At 70.5% G+C, this 19,857-nt stretch carries 20 protein-coding genes; 10 read left to right on the top strand and 10 right to left on the bottom strand.

Annotated features, from left to right (window positions below):
- Window positions 1-32 precede the first annotated feature (32 nt).
- A complete protein-coding gene (locus ACFYZ8_RS37805) occupies window positions 33-650 on the bottom strand; it encodes a TetR/AcrR family transcriptional regulator (RefSeq protein ID WP_359037981.1) in 618 nt (205 codons plus the stop codon).
- 143 nt (window positions 651-793) lie between these two features.
- Here ACFYZ8_RS37805 and ACFYZ8_RS37800 point away from each other — a divergent pair, with 143 nt between their 5' ends.
- Complete coding sequence (locus ACFYZ8_RS37800) at window positions 794-1,714, top strand: oxidoreductase (protein WP_359037983.1); 921 nt, start codon at window positions 794-796, stop codon at window positions 1,712-1,714.
- Between the two features lie 66 nt (window positions 1,715-1,780).
- On the opposite strand, the gene ACFYZ8_RS37795 is transcribed toward ACFYZ8_RS37800, so the two are convergent.
- Entirely contained in the window at window positions 1,781-2,683 is a 903-nt protein-coding gene (locus tag ACFYZ8_RS37795) for an alpha/beta fold hydrolase (protein ID WP_388539917.1), read from the bottom strand.
- A 621-nt stretch (window positions 2,684-3,304) separates the two neighbouring features.
- On the opposite strand from ACFYZ8_RS37795, the gene ACFYZ8_RS37790 reads away from it, so the two are divergent.
- The 3 genes from ACFYZ8_RS37790 to ACFYZ8_RS37780 all read left to right on the top strand — a co-directional run bounded on the left by ACFYZ8_RS37790 (window position 3,305) and on the right by ACFYZ8_RS37780 (window position 6,016).
- Window positions 3,305-4,030 carry a trypsin-like peptidase domain-containing protein gene (locus tag ACFYZ8_RS37790; protein ID WP_359037987.1) on the top strand — a complete coding sequence of 242 codons (726 nt, stop codon included), beginning with the start codon at window positions 3,305-3,307 and terminating at the stop codon, window positions 4,028-4,030.
- 110 nt (window positions 4,031-4,140) lie between these two features.
- Window positions 4,141-5,148, top strand: coding sequence for an NlpC/P60 family protein (locus ACFYZ8_RS37785; protein WP_388540233.1), 1,008 nt, complete (start codon window positions 4,141-4,143; stop codon window positions 5,146-5,148).
- A 169-nt stretch (window positions 5,149-5,317) separates the two neighbouring features.
- Window positions 5,318-6,016 carry a phosphatase PAP2 family protein gene (locus ACFYZ8_RS37780; protein ID WP_388539920.1) on the top strand — a complete coding sequence of 233 codons (699 nt, stop codon included), beginning with the start codon at window positions 5,318-5,320 and terminating at the stop codon, window positions 6,014-6,016.
- 19 nt (window positions 6,017-6,035) lie between these two features.
- Here the strand turns inward: ACFYZ8_RS37780 and ACFYZ8_RS37775 are convergent, their stop codons facing one another.
- Window positions 6,036-7,577, bottom strand: a complete 1,542-nt coding sequence (locus ACFYZ8_RS37775) for an FAD-binding oxidoreductase (protein ID WP_388539923.1) — start codon at window positions 7,575-7,577, stop codon at window positions 6,036-6,038.
- A 297-nt stretch (window positions 7,578-7,874) separates the two neighbouring features.
- On the opposite strand from ACFYZ8_RS37775, the gene pstS reads away from it, so the two are divergent.
- From pstS to pstB, 4 genes are all read left to right on the top strand, one after another.
- Window positions 7,875-8,999, top strand: a complete 1,125-nt coding sequence (gene pstS, locus ACFYZ8_RS37770; RefSeq protein WP_359037995.1) for a phosphate ABC transporter substrate-binding protein PstS — start codon at window positions 7,875-7,877, stop codon at window positions 8,997-8,999.
- A 119-nt stretch (window positions 9,000-9,118) separates the two neighbouring features.
- Window positions 9,119-10,123: a phosphate ABC transporter permease subunit PstC gene (gene pstC, locus ACFYZ8_RS37765; RefSeq protein ID WP_359037997.1), complete on the top strand. Its 1,005-nt coding sequence runs from the start codon at window positions 9,119-9,121 to the stop codon at window positions 10,121-10,123.
- Entirely contained in the window at window positions 10,120-11,172 is a 1,053-nt protein-coding gene (pstA, locus tag ACFYZ8_RS37760; protein WP_359037999.1) for a phosphate ABC transporter permease PstA, read from the top strand. The genes pstC and pstA overlap by 4 nt, the downstream gene beginning before the upstream one ends.
- Before the next feature lie 78 nt (window positions 11,173-11,250).
- Window positions 11,251-12,027 carry a phosphate ABC transporter ATP-binding protein PstB gene (gene pstB, locus ACFYZ8_RS37755; RefSeq protein WP_355744575.1) on the top strand — a complete coding sequence of 259 codons (777 nt, stop codon included), beginning with the start codon at window positions 11,251-11,253 and terminating at the stop codon, window positions 12,025-12,027.
- Window positions 12,028-12,134: 107 nt separating this feature from the next.
- On the opposite strand, the gene ACFYZ8_RS37750 is transcribed toward pstB, so the two are convergent.
- Together ACFYZ8_RS37750 and ACFYZ8_RS37745 are read right to left on the bottom strand one after the other, a co-directional pair.
- The gene (locus tag ACFYZ8_RS37750) at window positions 12,135-13,133 is read right to left on the bottom strand and encodes an inorganic phosphate transporter (protein WP_359038002.1); all 999 of its coding nucleotides are present in this window, start codon (window positions 13,131-13,133) and stop codon (window positions 12,135-12,137) included.
- A gap of 8 nt (window positions 13,134-13,141) precedes the next feature.
- On the bottom strand, window positions 13,142-13,762 hold the full coding sequence (locus tag ACFYZ8_RS37745; RefSeq protein WP_045555910.1) for a DUF47 domain-containing protein: 621 nt from the start codon (window positions 13,760-13,762) through the stop codon (window positions 13,142-13,144).
- Between the two features lie 188 nt (window positions 13,763-13,950).
- On the opposite strand from ACFYZ8_RS37745, the gene ACFYZ8_RS37740 reads away from it, so the two are divergent.
- On the top strand, window positions 13,951-14,289 hold the full coding sequence (locus tag ACFYZ8_RS37740) for a metal-sensitive transcriptional regulator (RefSeq protein WP_359038004.1): 339 nt from the start codon (window positions 13,951-13,953) through the stop codon (window positions 14,287-14,289).
- Between the two features lie 36 nt (window positions 14,290-14,325).
- Here ACFYZ8_RS37740 and ACFYZ8_RS37735 read toward each other — a convergent pair whose 3' ends face one another.
- Together ACFYZ8_RS37735 and ACFYZ8_RS37730 are read right to left on the bottom strand one after the other, a co-directional pair.
- Window positions 14,326-14,502 (bottom strand): hypothetical protein, encoded by a 177-nt coding sequence (locus ACFYZ8_RS37735; RefSeq protein WP_359038006.1) that lies wholly within the window; start codon window positions 14,500-14,502, stop codon window positions 14,326-14,328.
- A gap of 98 nt (window positions 14,503-14,600) precedes the next feature.
- Window positions 14,601-15,434, bottom strand: coding sequence for a hypothetical protein (locus ACFYZ8_RS37730; RefSeq protein WP_388539930.1), 834 nt, complete (start codon window positions 15,432-15,434; stop codon window positions 14,601-14,603).
- A gap of 120 nt (window positions 15,435-15,554) precedes the next feature.
- Between ACFYZ8_RS37730 and ACFYZ8_RS37725 the strand changes: the two genes are divergently transcribed.
- Window positions 15,555-15,731, top strand: a complete 177-nt coding sequence (locus ACFYZ8_RS37725; RefSeq protein WP_359038010.1) for a hypothetical protein — start codon at window positions 15,555-15,557, stop codon at window positions 15,729-15,731.
- On the opposite strand, the gene ACFYZ8_RS37720 is transcribed toward ACFYZ8_RS37725, so the two are convergent.
- The 3 genes from ACFYZ8_RS37720 to ACFYZ8_RS37710 are packed head-to-tail and all read right to left on the bottom strand — an operon-like array spanning window position 15,728 to window position 19,393.
- Entirely contained in the window at window positions 15,728-16,147 is a 420-nt protein-coding gene (locus tag ACFYZ8_RS37720; RefSeq protein ID WP_388539933.1) for an NUDIX hydrolase, read from the bottom strand. The two genes, ACFYZ8_RS37725 and ACFYZ8_RS37720, sit on opposite strands and share 4 nt — an antisense overlap.
- A complete protein-coding gene (locus tag ACFYZ8_RS37715; RefSeq protein WP_388539935.1) occupies window positions 16,144-17,178 on the bottom strand; it encodes a CHAD domain-containing protein in 1,035 nt (344 codons plus the stop codon). The genes ACFYZ8_RS37720 and ACFYZ8_RS37715 overlap by 4 nt, the downstream gene beginning before the upstream one ends.
- Window positions 17,159-19,393, bottom strand: coding sequence for an RNA degradosome polyphosphate kinase (locus ACFYZ8_RS37710; RefSeq protein ID WP_388539938.1), 2,235 nt, complete (start codon window positions 19,391-19,393; stop codon window positions 17,159-17,161). The genes ACFYZ8_RS37715 and ACFYZ8_RS37710 overlap by 20 nt, the downstream gene beginning before the upstream one ends.
- Window positions 19,394-19,857: the final 464 nt, after the last annotated feature.

The following is a 19,857-nucleotide window of genomic DNA, read 5'->3' as shown; positions in this document are numbered from 1 at the left end:
ACTCCCGGGCGGGTGGCGGCGGGGTCGGCGGATCAGCGGGGCTTGAGGCCGTACAGCAGGTGGTGGACCAGTGCCGGTACGGCGTCCATGGCGGCCTCGGTGGTGAACTTGCCGGTGACGGCGAAGGACGCGAGGCCGTGGAGAGCGGTGCCCACGACGAGGGTGAGCTGCTCGGGGTCGCCGTCGACGATCTCGCGGCGCTGCTGGGCGGCGGCGACGGCCCGCTCCAGGGAGCCCACCGTGCGGTCCATCGCGGTGGCGATCTGCTCGGCCGCGTCGGGTTCGTGCTTGCGGGCGTACATCAGCTCGAGGAGCTCGGGGTTGTCGATGGCGAAGCGGAGGTAGGCCCGGGCGAGGGTGGTCAGACGGTCCTGGAGGGCGTCCCCCGGTTCGTCGGCGGCCTCCAGTGCCTCGGCCATGCGGTCGTATCCCACCAGGGCGAGGGCGTTGAGCAGGGCCTGCTTGTCCTTGAAGTGCCGGCCGGGGGCGGCGTGGCTGACGCCGATGTCGCGGGCGAGCTCACGCAGGGAGAGGGAGGCGGCGGTGCCCCTGTCGCGAAGGGTGCGCTCGGCGGCGGCGAGGAGGGCGGAACGCAGGTCTCCGTGGTGGTAGGGGCGGGGCTCTGGCTTCTCGGCTGGCATGGGTGCCATGGTATCCGGATGTAGACGATGCCAGCATTGTTGTCACCGGCAGCATTGTTGTCACCGGCAGCATTGTTGTCACCGGCAGCATTGTTGTCACCGACTGCATTGTTGTCATTGACAGCATTGTTGGCGGCGTCTACATTCGCCGTATGGCTACGAACGAGCAGCAGAAGTGGAACGCCACCCGCCTCCCCGACCAGACCGGCCGCACGGCCGTGGTCACCGGGGCGAACAGCGGTATCGGTCTCCGGGCCGCGCAGGCCCTGGCCGGGGCGGGCGCGCACGTCGTGTTCGCCGTCCGGGACCCGGAGCGCGGCGAGGCGGCGGCCAGGACCGTCAACGGCAGCACGGAGGTGCGGCGGCTGGATCTGGCGGACCTGTCGTCGGTCCGGGAGTTCGCGGCGGCGTGGGACCGTCCGCTGGATCTGCTGATCAACAACGCGGGCGTGATGATGGTTCCGCAGCAGCGGACGGCGGACGGCTTCGAGATGCAGTTCGGCACGAACCATCTGGGCCACTTCGCGCTGACGAACCTGTTGCTGCCGTATGTCACCGACCGGGTCGTGACGGTGTCCTCGGGCGCGCACCGCTGGGGCGACGAGCGGATCCACTTCGACGACCTGAACCGGACGGCGGACTACGACCCGAGGAGCGCCTACGGCCAGTCGAAGCTGGCCAACCTGCTGTTCGTGCTGGAACTCCAGCGGCGGCTGACGGAGTCGGGCTCCCGGGTCCGCGCCCTGGCGGCCCACCCCGGCTACTCGGCCACGAACCTGCAGAGCCATGCGGCGAGTGCGGCGGCACGGGCCTTCATGAAGTTCGGCAACAGGTTCCTGGCGCAGGACGACACGGCGGGCGCGCTGCCCACGCTGTACGCGGCGACGCAGGATCTGCCGGGGGCGAGCTATGTGGGGCCCGACGGGTTCGGCGAGCTGCGGGGCGCGCCGACGCTGGTGGGCCGGAGCGCGGCCGCGAGCGACCCGGCCGTGGCCCGGCGCCTGTGGACGGCGTCGGAGGAGCTGACGGGCACGCGATTCCCCCAGGGGGCGGGGGCGGAGGCGGGGGGCTGAGCCGTACGGTGCGTGTGGCTCGGTGGGGGGCAGAGGTGCGGCCTGTTTTGGGTGACCGGATGTCTCTCAGGCCCCGGACGTCCGCGCTCCGGTGTCCTCGACGTTCTTCCAGAACGCGGTCAGGGTGTCGGCGAGGGCCTCGGGTGCCTCCTCGGCCATGTGGTGCCCGGAGTCGATCGGGCCGCCCTCCAGCCGGTCGCCCGCCCAGTCGCGCCAGACGGCCAGGACGTCGCCGTAGAGGTCGGCCATGTCGTCCCGTGTGGCCCACAGGACCTGGAGCGGGCGGCCGATGCGGCGGCCTGCCCGGCGGTCGGCGTCGTCGTGCTCGCGGTCGACACCGAGTCCTGCCCGGTAGTCCTCGCACATGGCGTGCACGGTGGCCGGGTCGTGGATGGCGTGCCGGAAGTCCTCGTACGCCTCGGCGCCCATCCGGTCGGGTGTGGCGGTGTACCAGGCGTCGGGGTCGGCGTTGATGACGCGTTCGGCGGGCTTGGCCGTCTGGCCGAGGAAGAACCAGTGCCACCAGCTCGCGGCGAAGCCGGCGTCGCAGCGGCGCAGGGCCTCCCCGATGGGGATGGCGTCCAGCACACTGACCGCGGACACGGCCTCGGGGTGGTCCAGGGCGAGGCGGGTCGCGACGTACGCGCCCCGGTCGTGGCCGACCACCGCGAAGCGCTCGTGCCCGAGCCGGCGCATGACCGCGAGGCAGTCGCCGGCCATGGCGCGCTTGGAGTAGGGACGGTGGTCCGGGTCGGTCGCGGGTTTGTCGGAGCGGCCGTAACCGCGCAGATCGGGGCAGACGACGGTGTGGCCGGCCGCGGCCAGCAGCGGGGCGACGCGGTGCCAGGTGGCGTGCGTACGGGGGTGTCCGTGCAGGAGCAGCACGGCGGGGCCGCTGCCGCCGTGCCGCACGCGCAGCCGGACACCGTCGCCGCCCTCGCACCGCGTCAGCTCGAAACCGTCGAACACACCAGCCTCCCCGGCTCCCGTCGTCGAGGACCGGCTGCCCCGGGGCGGGGGATCCACACGGTGGTGCCTGTCGGCCGTGGGTCGCCGGTCGACGTGTCTCCCGGGCTGCGCGGGCGGGGGTGGGGCTTTGTGGGTGCCAGGGGGTGCACGCGCGGTCGGACGCCGTGGTCGGGGATCGGCTGTCTCTCGGGGTGGGCGGATCCGGACGGTGGTGCCCGCCGTCCGCGGGTCGCCGGGCGACGTGTCTGTCGGGCGGAGGTGGGGGTTGCCGCGACCGGTGGTGGGTGTAGGCGCGCTCGGACGCCGTGGTCGAGATGGTTGCCCCGAGGTGCTCGTATCCGGACGGTGGTGCCCGCCCGCCGTGGGATCGCTGCCCGGGGGGAGTGCGCGGGGGTGGCCGGGGTGGTGCGGGCGGGACGCTGCTGTCGTGTCGTACGCGCGGGCGGACGGGGTTGTCGAGGGTTGGCTGTCTCTCGGGGTGGGCGGATCCGGACGGTGGTGCCCGCCCGCCGCCGGATCGCTGCCCGGGGTGTGTGCCCGGGAGCAGTGCAGCGCACGGTCTGGTGCCCCCCGGGCCCGGTTCGGGACCGGTGCTTGACGGTTTTCTCAACTTCGTGCGGAATGCTGCCTTCCGTGAAGCGCACGCCACGTCTCGCTCTCCACGCCGTCGCCGTTCTGCTCACCGTCACCTCGGCCTCCGAAGCCGTCGCCGACGACGGGGCGGGGCCCTTCGGGGTGACGGCCGCCGCCGCGGCGAACTCGCCGAACGACCGGGTGGGTCCCCTGTTCGACGGAGCGCAGCACCACTGCACCGCCTCCGTCGTCCGCAGCCCGCGCCGGGACCTCATCGTCACCGCCGCGCACTGTCTCGACGGCGGCGACCGGGACCTCGTGTTCGTGCCCGGATACCGGGACGGCGTGGCGCCGTACGGGAAATGGAAGGTCGGGAAGCGGTACCTGCCCGAGGGGTGGTCCAAGGGGCAGGACGAGGACAGCGACGTCGCCTTCGCCGAGGTCGAGGGGGACGTGCAGGGCGCCGTCGGGGCCAACTCGTTCGTGACCGGCACCGCCACCGGGGCCACCGGGGTCACCGTCACCGGGTACCCCTCCTCCCGGGAGGCGCCGATCAGCTGCACCAACCGGCCGACCGCGCACAGCCGTACCCAGCAGCGGATCGAGTGCCCCGACTTCACGGGCGGTACGAGCGGCAGCCCCTGGGTGAACGGCGACGGGCAGGTCGTGGGGGTGCTGGGCGGGCACGAGCAGGGCGGGGCGACCCCCGACGTGTCGTACAGCGTGGTCCTCGGGGCGGAGGCCGCCGCGCTCTACCGGGACGCGGTGCGCTGAGCCCCGGCCGAATCCGCCGCGATCTTTGCGCCGACCCCGCCGAGTACCCCGGTTTCCTCCGGGGAAGCTCCTAGACTGGCGCGGGCGGACTCCCAGTGGGCGAGGGGCGGTTGACGGTGCGTAAGGCGTGGCTGGTTGCGGGCGCCGTCTTCGGGGCGGGGCTCAGCTTCGTGATGCTGCTCGTCGTGGGGGTCTACGTCGTCGCCGGGAACCTCGCGAACGGCGCCGGCGGTGCGACGAAGGCACTGGCCAAGGGAGCTGTTCCGGCCGCCTACCGCAATCTCGTGCAGCAGTGGGGCAACCTGTGCCCCGCCATCAATCCGGCCCTGCTCGCAGCCCAGCTCTACCAGGAGAGCGGCTTCAATCCGAGGGCCCGGAGCGCGGCGGCGGCGCAGGGAATAGCGCAGTTCATTCCGGGGACCTGGGCCACCCACGGAATCGACGGGGACGGCGACGGCGACAAGGACGTATGGGACCCCAATGACGCGATTCCCTCGGCGGCTTCCTACGACTGCTCGCTCGCGTCCTATGTGAAGGACGTTCCCGGGAACATCACCGCCAACATGCTCGCCTCCTACAACGCGGGCGCCTACGCGGTCATCAAGTACGGGGGCGTGCCGCCGTACCGGGAAACCCAGAACTACGTGAAGACCATCACGACCCTGGAGGAGAGTTTCGCGGCGCCCACGACCCGCGTCGTTCCCTCCAGGCAGGCCGCAGGCGCCATCTATTACGCGCAGAAGAAGCTCGGCACCCCTTATCTGTGGGGCGGGACCGGCACCGCCGAGCAGGGCGGGCGCTTCGACTGTTCGGGGCTGACGCAGGCCGCGTACAAGAGCGTGGGCATCACGCTGCCGCGCGTCGCCAACGACCAGTACAACGCGGGCCCGCATCCGGCCAGAAGTGAACTGTTGCCGGGGGATCTGGTCTTCTTCTCCAAGGACCTCACAAACTCACGCGCCATCCACCATGTAGGGATTTATGTGGGCGGCGGATACATGATCGACGCACCGAGAACAGGTGCTGTGATCCGGTTCGACCCGATCGACACTTCTGAGTACTTCGGCGCCACCCGGGTCACCGAAGATGGCGCGAAAGCATTGCCCACGACGGTGTGACCGAACGTGAAACTCACCCCCTGAGCTGCGGCGATGTGTCTCTCTTCGATAACGTCTGCGTGATCATTCAGTGGAGTGTGGAACGTATTAACGGGAGCCGTGCGTTCCTGGGGGCGTAGCCGAGCGCACATGGGTACGCCGGGAATGACGACGAAGGGGCCGCAGCACCATGGCTGTTCTCGCCGAGTCCGGGTCGAACCCCGACGTCGACCTGCTCTACGACATCAACGGCCTGGCCAAGGACGCCCCGCACTGGTTCGACCGGGCCATGGAGTACGTCGGGGAGTACGGGATCCTGCTCGGCATGGTCCTGCTCGTCCTGTGGTGCTGGTGGGCGGGCCGTCGGCGGGGCGGTGAGGACGCGGCCTCCTCCGTGGCCGCGCTGGTGTGGGCGCCGCTCGCCGCGGCGCTGGCCGTGCTGGTGAACGTGCCGATAAGGGGGTTCGTCGAGCGGCCGAGGCCGTTCAGGACCCATGAGGGCATCGAGGTCCTGGTCTCCGGGAAGACCGACTACTCGTTCGTCAGCGACCACGCGACGATCACCATGGCCATGGCTGTCGCGCTGTTCGTCGCCAACCGGAGGTTCGGGCTCGCCGGGATCGTACTGGCGCTGCTCGAAGGGTTCTGCCGGGTGTACATGGGCGTGCACTACCCGACGGACGTCGTCGGGGGGTTCGCGCTCGGGACGGCTGTGGCTCTGCTGCTGTCGCCGCTCGCGATGGCCCTTCTCACGCCGGTGATGAAGGCGGTCGAGGGGTCCTCGAAGGGGGCGTGGATCGTGCGCGCGCGAGGAGCGGAGAAGGGGGCCTCGGTGATTCCCGGGGCCCGGCAGGAGACCGCGGCCTCCGAGAGGGACCTCGCCGCGTAGTGCACGACGCCTGCACCTCCTACAGCGACTGCGGGTAAGTGAAGAACCCCTGCGGGTCGTACTGCTTCTTCACCTTGGCCAGCTTTGTCGCCGCGTCGCCGTAGTACGCCGTGCGCCAGTCCTTGAGCGTCGGGTCGGTGTAGTTCTGGTAGGCCGCCCCCGAGGCGTACGGCCTCATCGCGTGGTGGGCCCCCGTCAGCCAGGACTGGGCCGCCGTGCCCGTCGTTCCCGCCCGCCAGGACGCGATGTACTGGGCGAGCATGCGGGAGCGGCGGTGGACGAAGGCCGTGGCCGTGGGGGAGACGCGGTTGACCGCGCCGCCGAGCGCCGTGAGGGCGATGCTGCCCGAGCCGCCCCGGACCGCGGAGATCTGCCGCAGGAGGGTCTGGATGCCGGCCGCCGGGATCGAGCGGTCGAAGAAGTCCGAGCGGGCCGCGTAGGTCTCCCGGCCGAGGGCGCCCTGGGGGGAGCGGCCCGGGGTGGAGCCGGGCAGGTGGCACTTGGCGTCCGTGGAGAAGGACGAGCAGCCCGCGTACGCCTCCATCGCGCTCTCGTAGGAGTGCCGGCGGAGCGTGACCCTGCGGGCGGGTGAGCCGATCCGGTCGGCCAGGCGGTCCAGGGCGTTCTGGAGTTCGCCGTAGGTGCCCATGGAGAAGACCGCGACCGCCACGGAGGGCGAGCCGCCGTTCTCCAGGTGGCAGGAGGACCAGATCTCGTCGGGCTGCGTGGGGCCCCACTCCTGCCAGGCCTTCACCACGGCGGCGGCCCTGGACCACGGCCAGGTCGCGTACGCGGTCACGCCCTGCGGGGCCGGGTGGGTCCTGAAGTGCAGTTCGGTCACCACGCCGAAGTTGCCGTTGCCCGCGCCGCGCAGGGCCCAGAAGAGGTCCTGGTCGGTGGACGCGTCGGCGGTCAGTTCCCTGCCGTCGGCCGTGATCAGCGTCGCCCGGGTGAGGCTGTCGCAGGTGAGGCCGTACGCCCGGGAGGCCACGCCGTGACCGCCGCCCAGGGTCAGGCCGGAGACGCCGACGGTGGGGCAGGAGCCGCCCGGGATCGTCACGCCCTTCGCCGTGAGGGTCCGGTAGACGTCGATCAGCTTGGCGCCGGCGCCGACCACGGCGGTGCCGCCCGAGGCGCGCACGCGGTTCAGCTGGGAGACATCGACGATCAGCCGGCTGTTTCCCGAGGACCAGCCGGCGTAGGAGTGGCCGCCGTTGCGGATCGCCACCCGGATGCCGTGGGCGCGGGCGTAGCCGAGTGCGGTGCGGATGTCGTCCGCGTGGGACACGTACGCCACCGCCGCGGGCTTCAGCGAGTCGAAGCGGGTGTTGTAGAGCTGCCGGGCCGTCGCCCAGCTCGCGTCGCCGGGGCGGAGCAGGGTGCCGTCCAGGTCGCGGGCGAGGGCCGACCAGTTCGCGGCGGCCGCGGCGGGCGTACGGGAGGAGAGGGACTGGCCGAAGGTGCTCTGCGTGGCGCCGGCGCTTCCACCGCCCTCGCAGGCGGCCGTCGCCACCCCCGCGATCGCGGCGGCGGCGCCCCCGATGAACGTACGCCGTTCCATGTGTCCGTGCCTTTCGTCGGCCTCGTCGGCTTCCGTGGAACGAGACGGGACTGAGGTGATGAGGGTTCCCTGGAGGGTTCCGGAATCACACTGTGCCCTCGACGTAAGCGTTCCGTGACCTCACCACACCTTTCGCGGGGGTTCACCCGCCGTTCACTTCCGGCCATAGGTGCCTTCACCTGATCTGCCTAATTTCGGCCTTACGCGATGCGTGGTGTGCCTCGAATGCGCATCCGTGTCTCCCAGACTTCGCGCACGCCGCCGGATTCAGGACGGCGGCTCCCGGAAGGAACTCAAGTGAAGCTTCAGCGCAAGAACCGGCGGGCCCTCGCCTTCGGTGCTCTCGCCGTCTCCGGCGCCCTGGCCCTCACGGCGTGCGGCTCGGACGACACGAGCAGCGGCGGCAGCGGCAGCGCGTCCGCCACCGCGGCCGCCGGCAACATCAAGTGCGACGACGCCAAGGGCCAGCTGCTCGCCGACGGCTCCTCCGCGCAGAAGAACGCGATCGACGCCTGGGTCAAGCAGTTCACGCAGGCCTGTGGCGTGCAGATCAACTACAAGGGCGGCGGCTCCGGCGCCGGTGTGACCGCGTTCAACAACGGCCAGGTCGCCTTCGCCGGTTCCGACTCCGCGCTGAAGCCCGAAGAGGTCACGGCCTCCAAGAAGGTCTGCACCGGCGGCCAGGGCATCGACCTCCCGATGGTCGGCGGCCCGATCGCCCTCGGCATCAACATCTCCGGCGTCGACAAGCTCACGCTGGACGCGCCCACCATCGCCAAGATCTTCAACTCCAAGATCAGCAACTGGAACGACCCGGCGATCGCCAAGCTGAACCCGGGTGTGAAGCTCCCCGACCTGAAGATCCAGGCGTTCCACCGCTCGGACGACTCCGGCACCACGGACAACTTCACCAAGTACCTGATCGCCACCGCCAAGAGCGACTGGCCCTACGAGCACGGCAAGACCTGGGTGGCCAAGGGCGGCCAGTCCGCCGCGCAGTCCTCCGGTGTCGCCCAGCAGGTCAAGCAGACCAACGGCGCCATCGGCTACTTCGAGCTCTCCTACGCCAAGGACGGCATCACGCCGGTCAGCATCAACACCGGCGCCTCCGCCCCGGTCGCGCCGACCGTCGAGAACGCCACGAAGGCCATCGCGGACGCCAAGGTCGTCGGCACCGGCTCCGACCTGTCGCTGGAGCTCAACTACGGGACCAAGGCCGACGGTGCCTACCCGATGGTCCTCGTCACGTACGAGATCGTCTGCGACAAGGGCAACAAGGCCGACACCCTGGCCGCCACCAAGGCGTTCCTGCGCTACACCGCCTCCGAGGACGGCCAGAAGGTCCTTGCGGACAACGACTACGCGCCGATCCCCGAGGACATCATCGCGAAGGTCCGCACCACCATCGAGGGCCTGAGCTGACCTGAGTGTGTGGTCCGGCCCGGGACCCGCTTTCGAAAGTCCCGGGCCGGACCGCACCGTCCGGTGCACCGCCGCCAGGAGCCGTACGACATGTGCGGCTCAGCAGACCGGAGAACCCGATGGACACCACACAGATAACAGACGCACCTCCCCCCGCTCCCCAACCGCCCACGGCCGAGCAGAAGCGCGCGGCCCGCGGCGCCACCCGACCCGGTGACCGGATCTTCCTCGGTCTCTCCCGCGGGTCGGGCATCCTGCTGCTGGTGATCATGGCCGCGATCGCGGTCTTCCTCACCTACCGCGCCTCGATCGCGATCAGCAAGGACGAGGCCAACTTCTTCACCGCGTTCGAGTGGAACACCCAGCTGATCCCGCCGAAGTTCGGCATCGCGGTGCTCGCCTTCGGCACGGTCGTCTCCTCGATCATCGCCATGGCCATCGCCGTCCCGATCGCGGTCGCCATCGCGCTGTTCCTCACGCACTACGCCCCGCGCCGGCTCCGTGGCCCCATCGCGTACGTGGTCGACCTGCTCGCCGCCGTGCCGTCCATCGTCTACGGCCTCTGGGGCGCCCTGATCCTCGTCCCGCACATGAACGGCCTCTACGGCTGGCTGGACGACTACCTCGGCTGGACCGGCATCTTCTCCTGGCAGCAGGGCGCGCCCCGCTCGATGCTGACCGTCGGCATCCTGCTCGCGATCATGATCCTGCCGATCATCACCAACGTGAGCCGCGAGGTCTTCCGCCAGGTCCCGCAGATGCACGAGGAGGCGGCCCTGGCGCTCGGCGCCACCCGCTGGGAGGTCATCCGCATGGCGGTGATCCCCTTCGGCCGCTCCGGCGTGATCTCCGCCTCGATGCTCGGTCTCGGCCGCGCGCTGGGCGAGACGATGGCCGTGGCCACCGTGCTCTCGCCGACCTTCGACATCCAGGCCAGCCTGCTCGACCCGGGCGGCGGCACCTTCGCCCAGAACATCGCCAGCAAGTTCGGTGAGGCCAGCGAGCTGGGCCGGGACGCGCTGATCGCCTCCGGTCTCGTCCTGTTCGTCATCACCCTGCTGGTCAACGGCGCGGCCCGCATGATCATCGCGCGTCGCAAGGAGTACTCGGGGGCCAACGCATGAGCAACGCCGTCATCGCCGACAAGCGCCCCAGCACCCTGCGCGGCGCCAGCCTCCCCAAGTGGACCCCGTACGCCATCGCGGCCGGCTCCGTCGCCCTCGGTCTCGGCATCAGCGCGGCCGCCGGCCTGGACAGCAGCATCCAGTGGGCGCTGATCGCCGGTCTGCTGTTCGTCCTCGGCACCTACGGCATCGCCGCCCGTGTGGAGGGCCGCCGCCAGGCCAAGGACCGGGTCGCGACCGCGCTGGTCTGGGTCGCCTTCCTGCTCGCCGTCGTCCCGCTGGTCTCCCTGGTGTGGTCGACGGTCTCGCGCGGTGTGAAGGTCCTCGACTTCTACTTCCTGACCCACTCGATGGGCCTGGTCTCCGACTCCGAGCCGGGCGGCGGTATCTACCACGCCATCCTCGGCAGCCTGGAGCAGGTCGGCCTCGCCACCGTGATCGCGGCGCCGATCGGTGTGCTGACCGCGATCTACCTGGTGGAGTACGGGCGCGGGAAGCTCGCCAAGGCCGTCACGTTCTTCGTCGACGTCATGACGGGCATCCCGTCGATCGTCGCGGGTCTGTTCATCCTCTCGATCATGCTGATGTTCGACATGGAGCCCTTCGGGTTCGCCGGGTCGCTCGCCCTGGCCATCCTGATGATGCCGGTCGTCGTCCGCTCCACGGAGGAGATGCTCAAGCTCGTCCCGAACGAGCTGCGCGAGGCGTCCCTGGCGCTCGGCATCCCGAAGTGGCGGACCATCCTGAAGGTGGTCCTGCCGACCTCCATCGGCGGCATCACCACGGGCATCATGCTGGCGATCGCCCGTATCGCCGGTGAGACGGCGCCGGTGCTGCTGCTGGTCTGGGGCAACTCGCTCATCAACGCCAACCCCTTCGAGGGTGCGCAGCAGTCGCTTCCGCTGTACATCTATCAGCAGTACGCGAACAGCGCGGGCGCCGGTGCGGCGTACGACCGTGCGTGGGCGGCGTCCCTGACGCTGATCGCCTTCGTGATGATCCTGAACCTGGTGGCCCGCGGCATCGCCCGCTGGAAGGCCCCGCGGTAACCATGTGCGGCTACCGCCGCGCGGCCGGTCGCTGACGCGACCCCCCCTCAGCGACCAAGATCTGGAAGTGAAGTAGTCATGGCCAAGCGAATCGACGTGAGTGGGCTCACCGCCTACTACGGCTCCCACAAGGCGATCGAAGACATCTCGATGACGGTCGAGCCGCGCTCGGTGACGGCCTTCATCGGCCCCTCCGGCTGCGGCAAGTCGACGTTCCTGCGCACGCTCAACCGGATGCACGAGGTCACCTCGGGCGGCCGGGTCGAGGGCAAGGTGCTCCTCGACGACGAGGACCTGTACGGCCAGGGCATCGACCCGGTGTCCGTGCGCCGCGAGGTCGGCATGGTCTTCCAGCGCCCGAACCCGTTCCCCACGATGTCGATCTTCGACAACGTGGCGGCGGGCCTGCGCCTGAACGGCTCGTACAAGAAGAGCGAACTGTCGGACGTCGTCGAGAAGTCCCTCAAGGGCGCGAACCTGTGGAACGAGGTCAAGGACCGTCTGAACAAGCCGGGTTCGGGCCTGTCCGGCGGTCAGCAGCAGCGTCTGTGCATCGCGCGGGCGATCGCCGTGGAGCCGAAGGTGCTCCTCATGGACGAGCCCTGCTCCGCCCTTGACCCGATCTCCACGCTCGCCATCGAGGACCTGATCGGTGAGCTGAAGGAGCGCTTCACGATCGTCATCGTGACGCACAACATGCAGCAGGCCGCCCGTGTCTCCGACCGCACGGCCTTCTTCAACCTGGCCGCCGTCGGGCAGCCCGGCCGGCTGATCGAGATCGACGAGACGGAGCGGATCTTCTCCAACCCGTCGGTCCAGGCCACCGAGGACTACATCTCCGGCCGCTTCGGCTAGGCCGTACCGAGCCCCTCGCGGTGCTGCATGGCGGTGCCACCGCGAGGACACAGAGGGCCCGCCCCCGGATTCCGGGGGCGGGCCCGTTGTCGTACGGTGCGCGGTTCCTACAGGAACAGCAGGTTCACGATGCCGTAGGCGCAGGCGGCCACGATCGCCGCGGCCGGCATGGTGATGAACCAGCCGAGGACGATGTTCTTGGCGACGCCCCAGCGGACCGCGTTGACGCGCTTGGTGGCGCCGACACCCATGATCGCCGAGGTGATGACGTGGGTCGTCGACACCGGCGCCTTGAACAGGTACGCGGTGGTGAACATGATCGCCGCACCGGTCGTCTCGGCGGCGAAGCCCTGCGGCGGATCGAGCTCGATGATCTTCCGGCCCAGGGTGCGCATGATGCGCCAGCCGCCGGCGTACGTGCCCAGCGACAGCATCAGGGCGCAGGCGATCTTCACCCAGACCGGGATCGGGTCGCCGTACGTCTCGTGGCCGGAGATCACCAGGGCCATCACGACGATACCCATGGTCTTCTGGGCGTCCTGGAGGCCGTGCCCGAGGGCCATGCCGGCCGCGGACACGGTCTGCGCTATCCGGAAACCGCGCTTCGCCTTGTGCGGGTTGGCGCGCCGGAAGATCCACATGATCGCCGTCATCACGAGATAACCGGCGATCAGGCCGACGACCGGCGAGATGAACATCGGGATGACGACCTTGTCGGCCACGCCGTGCCAGAGCACCTCGGTGCCGCCCGCGAGCGCCGCTCCCACCATGCCGCCGAACAGCGCGTGCGAGGACGAGGAGGGCAGCCCGAAGTACCAGGTGATGAGGTTCCAGGTGATCGCGCCGACCAGGGCCGCGAAGAGGATGCCCATCCCCTTCGAGCCCTCCGGCGTCTCGATCAGGCCCTCGCTGACGGTCTTGGCGACCCCGGAGCCGAGGAAGGCGCCGGCGAGGTTCATGACCGCCGCCATGGCCAGCGCGGCCCGGGGGGTCAGGGCCCGGGTCGACACCGAGGTCGCGATCGCGTTCGCCGAGTCGTGGAAGCCGTTGGTGTACGTGAAGAAGAGCGCGACCAGGATGGTCACGACCAGAGCGAAGGTGTCCATGGAAGGGCTCAGGACTCCTTGACGGCGATGGTCTCCACCGTGTTCGCCACGTGCTCGAACGCGTCCGCGGCCTCTTCGAGGACGTCGACGATCTGCTTGAGCTTGAGGACCTCGATGGCCTCGTACTTGCCGTTGAAGAGCATGGCGAGCAGCTTGCGGTGGATCTGGTCGGCCTGGTTCTCCAGGCGGTTGACCTCGATCCAGTACTCGGTGAGGTTGTCCATGGTCCGCAGGTTCGGCATCGCCTCGGCCGTGAGCTCGGCGGCCCGCGCGAGCACCTCGATCTGCTGCTCGACGCCCTTCGGCAGTTCCTCGACGTTGTAGAGGACGACCAGGTCGACGGCCTCCTCCATGAAGTCCATGATGTCGTCGAGGGAGGACGCCAGGTTGTAGATGTCCTCGCGGTCGAACGGCGTGATGAACGAGGAGTTCAACTGGTGGAAGATCGCGTGGGTGGCGTCGTCACCGGCGTGTTCAGCGGCCCGCATACGCTCTGCGATCTCGGCCCGGGCGGAGGCGTCCGCACCGAGCAGTTCCATGAGGAGCTTCGAGCCCGTGACGATGTTGTCCGCGGAGGCGGCGAACATGTCGTAGAAGCTCGTCTCCCTGGGGGTCAGACGAAAGCGCACAAGGGGTCCTCGGGGTGCATCGGTTTCGGTCAGGCTGATGCTAAGTGCATCATCCGGCCACGGCTAATGGGCCGTCCCCCAGTGTCGCCCATCGGGCAGAGTGATCTGTACGGGGGCGTACCAAGGGCCGTATACCCAGCAAAGTTCGGTACGATATACCCGGTAGGGGTATGGATCTGGAGGACGCGATGACGACGACCGAGGCCGGCGCCACGGCGCCCTCCGACACCGTGGCCGAAAACACCACACACGGCTACCACCAGCAGAAGGACGAGCACCTCAAGCGTCTGCGCCGGATCGAGGGCCAGATCCGGGGCCTGCAGCGGATGGTGGACGAGGACGTCTACTGCATCGACATACTCACGCAGGTGTCCGCCTCCACCAAGGCCCTGCAGTCCTTCGCGCTGCAACTCCTGGAGGAACACCTGCGGCACTGCGTCGCCGACGCCGCGGTCAAGGGCGGCGCGGAGATCGACGCCAAGGTGGAGGAGGCGACGAAGGCGATCGGCCGTCTGCTGAGGACGTGATCCGGCCCTCCCCGCGACAGGACGGGCGCCCCCGGCTCACTCGCCGGGGGCGCTCGCGCGTTCTTCGGCCACTCTCAGCACCTCGTCGATGCTCTCCGGGCTGAGCCGGTCGTCCGCGGCCGACGCCGCGATGATCAGCTCTCCGCACAGCTCGATCTCGGCGAGGGCCACGTGGTCCTGAACCGCCGTACCGCCGACCGGAGCCACGCGCATCACCTCTTCTCTGCCGTTACCGACTTCCTAGAGTAGGGAGCGGTCTACACAACGCGCATGGCACGGACGGGCTAGTTCTTGACGCCCGTCACGGCTGCTCAGGCCTCGGCGATCTTGCCGGCGTAGATGTCCCGGGCGGCCGGCAGCCGTACGTCGGCGGCGGTACCGAAGTCGAAGAGCAGGGTCGTCGAGGCGACCGCGACGGTGCCGGGCCGCTGCCCGTTGACGAAGCTGAAGCGGTGCCGGATCTTGCGGATGCGGCCCTGGTCGTCGAGGTAGACGTCGAAGGGCACCGCGGGCGTGGCGAACCCTTTCGCCGCCGCCGCCAGGACACTCCTGTTGGCACCGGCCCCCTTCGCGGCGGCGGCCAGGTCCGCCGTGCCCCGGTAGTGCCGCACCTCGGTCCCCGCGAGCTCGGTCGCGCCCACGTACGTCGCCGTCCTGGTCCCGCGCAGCACCTCGGCGGCGGCGAGCGGATCGGTGGCGCCGCCGGTGACGAGGTTGCCGTCGGACAGGGCCGTGGTGTCGACGCGCACCCACTTGTCGGCGGGCACGCCCGCGCCCCGGTTCTTCATGAACAGGGCGCCGGGGGCGAGGAGTTCGGTGATCGGACGGTGCTCGCTGGTACCGGCCGGGTCCTGCGGCAGCATCACCTTCAGCCGGCCGCGCCGCCCGCGGTAGTCGTACACGCCCTCGCCGCGGATGGTGACCCGGGTGCCGCCGGTGGCCATCTCCATCGACGTACGGGCCTTCGAACTGCCCGCGTCCACCAGGGTGTCGGCGGCCCGGCGCAGGGTGCCGACCGGGTCGGCGGCGCGCCCGTCGTCCAGGGCGGCGCCGCGTGCCGAACAGCCGGTGGCGCAGGCGCAGGCCATGAGCACCGCCGTGACGACGACCGACCCGCCGGCCTGCCTGTGCTGCCGCTCCGTCATCGCCGCCTACCCCCAGCCGGTACGTCCGCCACGGACCACCTGTCGCTTCGGATAACGACCGGTAGGAGGGGTTGTCACGCGCACACCGTCCGTTTACCCGGCATGGGTAACGTTGTCGGTGTGGCGCAGCAGGACAGGACCCCCCCACCCCCCTCCGACGAACCGGCCCACCACACGCAGATGGTCGAACAGGGCCGCTTCTGCCTGGCCCGGTGCACCTGCGGCTGGCGCGGCCCGGCCCGCAGAGCCCGCAGCCAGGCGCGGGCGGACGCGGAGGGGCACGCGGTCGGGGGCTAGAGCGGCAGCAGCTCGTCGATCAGGGTGCGGTCGCGGTACTGCGTCAGACGGCTGCGGGCGGCGGCGGGGGAGAGCCACAGGATGCGGTCCACCTCGTCGTTCGGGGTGAAGTGGCCTGCGGTTGCCTCGGCTGCCCAGTAACGGACCCGTTTGGGGCGGCCGTTGGCCATGTAGTGGATGGTGGGCAGCTCGGTTCCGGGCTCGGCGGTGTAGCCCGTCTCCTCCTCGACCTCGCGCAGTGCGCCGGTGAGGGCGTCCTCCTCGCGCTTCAACTTGCCCTTGGGATGCGACCAGTCGTCGTATTTCGGCCGGTGCACCAGACAGATCTCGAGGTCGCCGTCGACCGGTGAGCGGCGCCACAGGACGCAGCCGGCCGCCTGGATGACCGAGTCGTCGCTTTCACGGGGGTGGGTCATGTGCTCACCGCCTGTTTCTGCCAACACTGCTGGAACGCGAACCGGGCCGCCTCCACCTCGTGGCGCTGGTCGGCGTGCAGGACGCCGAGGGCGTAGGCGGTGGCCGGGGCGATACGGGGGGTGCGGGCCGCGGCGGCGGCCGCGGCGGCGGCCTCCGAGGCGTCCCGGTGGCGGTCCAGGCACTGGCCCGCCGTCATGAGCCGTACGTCCATCGAGGAGGCCAGGACCTCGCGCGCGTAGCGGTGCAGGCGCAGCAGCAGGCGCACCTGGTGCCAGGGGGCGTCCTGGGGGTGGGGGGAGGGGTCCGGGGAGAGGCCGTGGATGAGGGCCTCGGCGTTGTAGGGGCTGCCCGCGGTGACCAGGGGCAGGGCCGCCGCCGCGTCGTCCAGGCGCTCCTGGGCCGCCGCGGCCAGGGGGTCCAGGTCGGTGCCGGTGGCGCTCTTCACCAGCGGGACCTCGCTGGCCAGTACGGCGATGGTGTCGGCCACCGCGTGGAAGCGGGAGGAGCCGAGGGCCTGGAGGGCGGTCGAGTGGGCGCGGGTGCGGGCGAGGGTGAGCTGGCGGTCCAGGAGGGCGCCCGCCTTGGCCGCGCCGACGGTGAGGTTGCCGCGGTCCGGGGCGGCGGCGGAGTGGGCCGCGGGGCTCCCTCCCTGCGCCGGGAACACCGCTCCCGACAGCCGGTGCAGCGCCAGCAACAGCCGTTCCAGACGGGACTCGTAGGCGTGTTCCATGCCCAAGGTGCCGGACAGCCACGCCAGTTCGGGGCGGAGGTGCTCCGACCAGTCGGGGTCGAGGAGGGGGCGGAAGGTGTGGAGGCTGGCGCTGATGCGGCGGACCGAGCGGCGCAGCGCCCGGACCGCGTCGACGGGCTCCTCCGGGCCCGGTGCCTGGGCTCCGCTCTCGCGGTGCTGGCGCAGGGCGCGGAGGAACTCCGTGGCCTGGGACCGCAGGTAGCCCGCGAGGGCGTCGCCGGTCGCAGGCCCGACGTGCCCGGTCACGGGTTCCGTCGGTTCAAGGTGTTGCTGTGCCACGCCGGCGCCTCCGGGCGTCTATGAGCATCTCCTGGACGTTGCGCAGGGGTTGGCCGTCCGCATCGGTGGCGTGCCGGGTCCATTCGCCGTCCGGGCCGAGGTGCCAGGACGCGGTGGTGTCGGACATGCCGGTCTCCAACAGCCGGTTGAGGGCGGCCCGGTGGGCGGGGTCGGTGACCCGGACCAGTGCCTCTATGCGGCGGTCGAGGTTGCGGTGCATCATGTCGGCGCTGCCGATCCACACCTCGGGTTCGCCGCCGTTGCCGAAGGCGAAGACCCGGGAGTGTTCGAGGAACCGGCCGAGGATCGAGCGGACCCGGATGTTCTCGGACATGCCCGTGACGCCGGGGCGGATCGCGCAGATGCCGCGCACCCAGACGTCGACCGGCACGCCCGCCTGGGACGCGCGGTAGAGCGAGTCGATGAGCGCCTCGTCCACCATGGAGTTGACCTTGATGCGGATGAAGGCCGGACGTCCTGCGCGGTGGTGCTGGACTTCCTTGTTCACGCGGGAAATCAGGCCGTCGCGAAGGGACTTGGGCGCCACCAGGAGGCGGCGGTAGGTCTCGCGGCGGGAGTAGCCGGACAGCCGGTTGAACAGGTCGGACAGGTCCGCGCCCACCTGCGGGTCGGCGGTGAGCAGGCCGAGGTCCTCGTAGAGGCGGGCCGTCTTGGGGTGGTAGTTGCCGGTGCCGACGTGGCTGTACCGCCGTAGCGCGTCGCCTTCCTGACGGACCACCAGGGACAGCTTGCAGTGGGTCTTCAGACCGACCAGGCCGTAGACGACATGGCAGCCCGCCTCCTCCAGCTTGCGCGCCCACTTGATGTTGGCGTGCTCGTCGAAGCGGGCCTTGATCTCGACCAGCACGAGGACCTGCTTGCCGGCCTCGGCGGCGTCGATCAGGGCGTCGACGATCGGTGAGTCGCCCGACGTGCGGTACAGGGTCTGCTTGATGGCGAGGACGTCCGGGTCGTCGGCCGCCTGCTGGAGGAAGGCCTGCACGGACGTCGAGAAGCTGTCGTAGGGGTGGTGCAGCAGGACGTCACGGGTGCGCAGGGCGGCGAAGATGTCCGGCGCGGACGCGGACTCGACCTCGGCCAGGTCGCGGTGGACGCCGGCGACGAACTTGCGGTACTTCAGCTCGGGGCGGTCCAGGCCCGCGATGCGGAAGAGGCCGGTGAGGTCGAGCGGGCCGGGCAGCGGGTAGACCTCCGCCTCGGAGATCTTCAGCTCGCGCACGAGGAGGTCCAGGACCTCGCGGTCGATGGACTCCTCGACCTCCAGGCGCACCGGCGGGCCGAAGCGGCGCCGCATGAGCTCCTTCTCCAGGGCCTGGAGGAGGTTCTCGGCGTCGTCCTCCTCGACCTCCAGGTCCTCGTTGCGGGTGACCCGGAAGGTGTGGTGCTCCAGGACCTCCATGCCCGGGAACAGTTCCTCCAGGTGGGCGGCGATGACGTCCTCGATGGGGACGTAGCGGCCGGGGGAGGACTCCAGGAAGCGGGACAGCAGCGGGGGGACCTTGACGCGGGCGAAGTGGCGGTTGCCGTTGACCGGGTTCCGCACGATCACGGCCAGGTTCAGGGAGAGGCCGGAGATGTACGGGAAGGGGTGCGCCGGGTCGACCGCGAGCGGGGTGAGGACCGGGAAGATCTGGTGCCGGAACAGGGTGAAGAGGCGGGCCTGCTCCTTCTCCTGGAGTTCGTTCCAGCGGACCAGGTGGATGCCCTCCTCCGCGAGTGCGGGGGCGACGTCCTCGTGGTAGCAGGCGGCGTGCCGGGCCATGAGCTCGCGGGAGCGGGCCCAGATCATCTCCAGGACCTCGCGGGGCTGGAGGCCGGAGGCGGAGCGGGTGGCGACGCCGGTGGCGATACGGCGCTTCAGTCCGGCCACCCGGACCATGAAGAACTCGTCCAGGTTGCTGGCGAAGATCGCGAGGAAGTTCGCGCGCTCGAGGAGGGGGGTGTTCGGGTCCTCGGCGAGCTCCAGGACGCGTTCGTTGAACGCGAGCCAGCTGCGCTCCCGGTCCAGGAAACGGCCCTGCGGGAGCTGGGCGGCACCGTCGACCGGGATCTCCTCGTACGCGTCGAGGTCGGCGTCGAGGTCGGGTTCGAGATCGGAGACGGTGGCCGACACGGTGTGCGGGCGGTGCGCGGCTATGGAGCCCACGGAGGGCTGCACGTGCTGGATCTCTGCCTGGGTGTTCGACTGGCTCATGGACCCATTCTTCCGCGCCAGGAGCGAAACGGGCGCGTCGGATGCAGCGAGCGGGAGCACGGCGGCGAGCGGGGCGTCCGCGGTCCCCGCGGGGCCCTCGGGGGGCGGCGAGGGTTCTGGCACGGCGGGCTTCATTCGGTGAGCGTCGCAAGCCTGTCTGAACCGATGGTTACGGTGACATGGCGTTCGGGATATCGGGGGGCGGCTCCCGGGGGTGTGTTCTGCGGGTGCGGCTTGGTGGGGGCGGGCGTTGTGCGCAGTTCCCCGCGCCCCTGAGATGCCTGCGGCGGCCTGCTTCGGTTTGGTGGGGGCTGGTGTAGCGCGGCTCGTCCGGTGGGTGGGTCGGGGCCGGGGGGGGGGGGGTGGGGGGGGGGGGCGGGGGGGGGGGGGGGTGTGTTTTGGGGGGGGGGGGGGGGGGGCCCCCGCGGGGCGGCCCCCCCCCCCCCCCCCCCCCCCCCCCCCCC

The organism is Streptomyces sp. NPDC001668 (assembly GCF_042893155.1).
In the GTDB taxonomy this organism is placed as follows: domain Bacteria; phylum Actinomycetota; class Actinomycetes; order Streptomycetales; family Streptomycetaceae; genus Streptomyces.
This window is presented reverse-complemented; position numbering and strand designations above follow the sequence as displayed.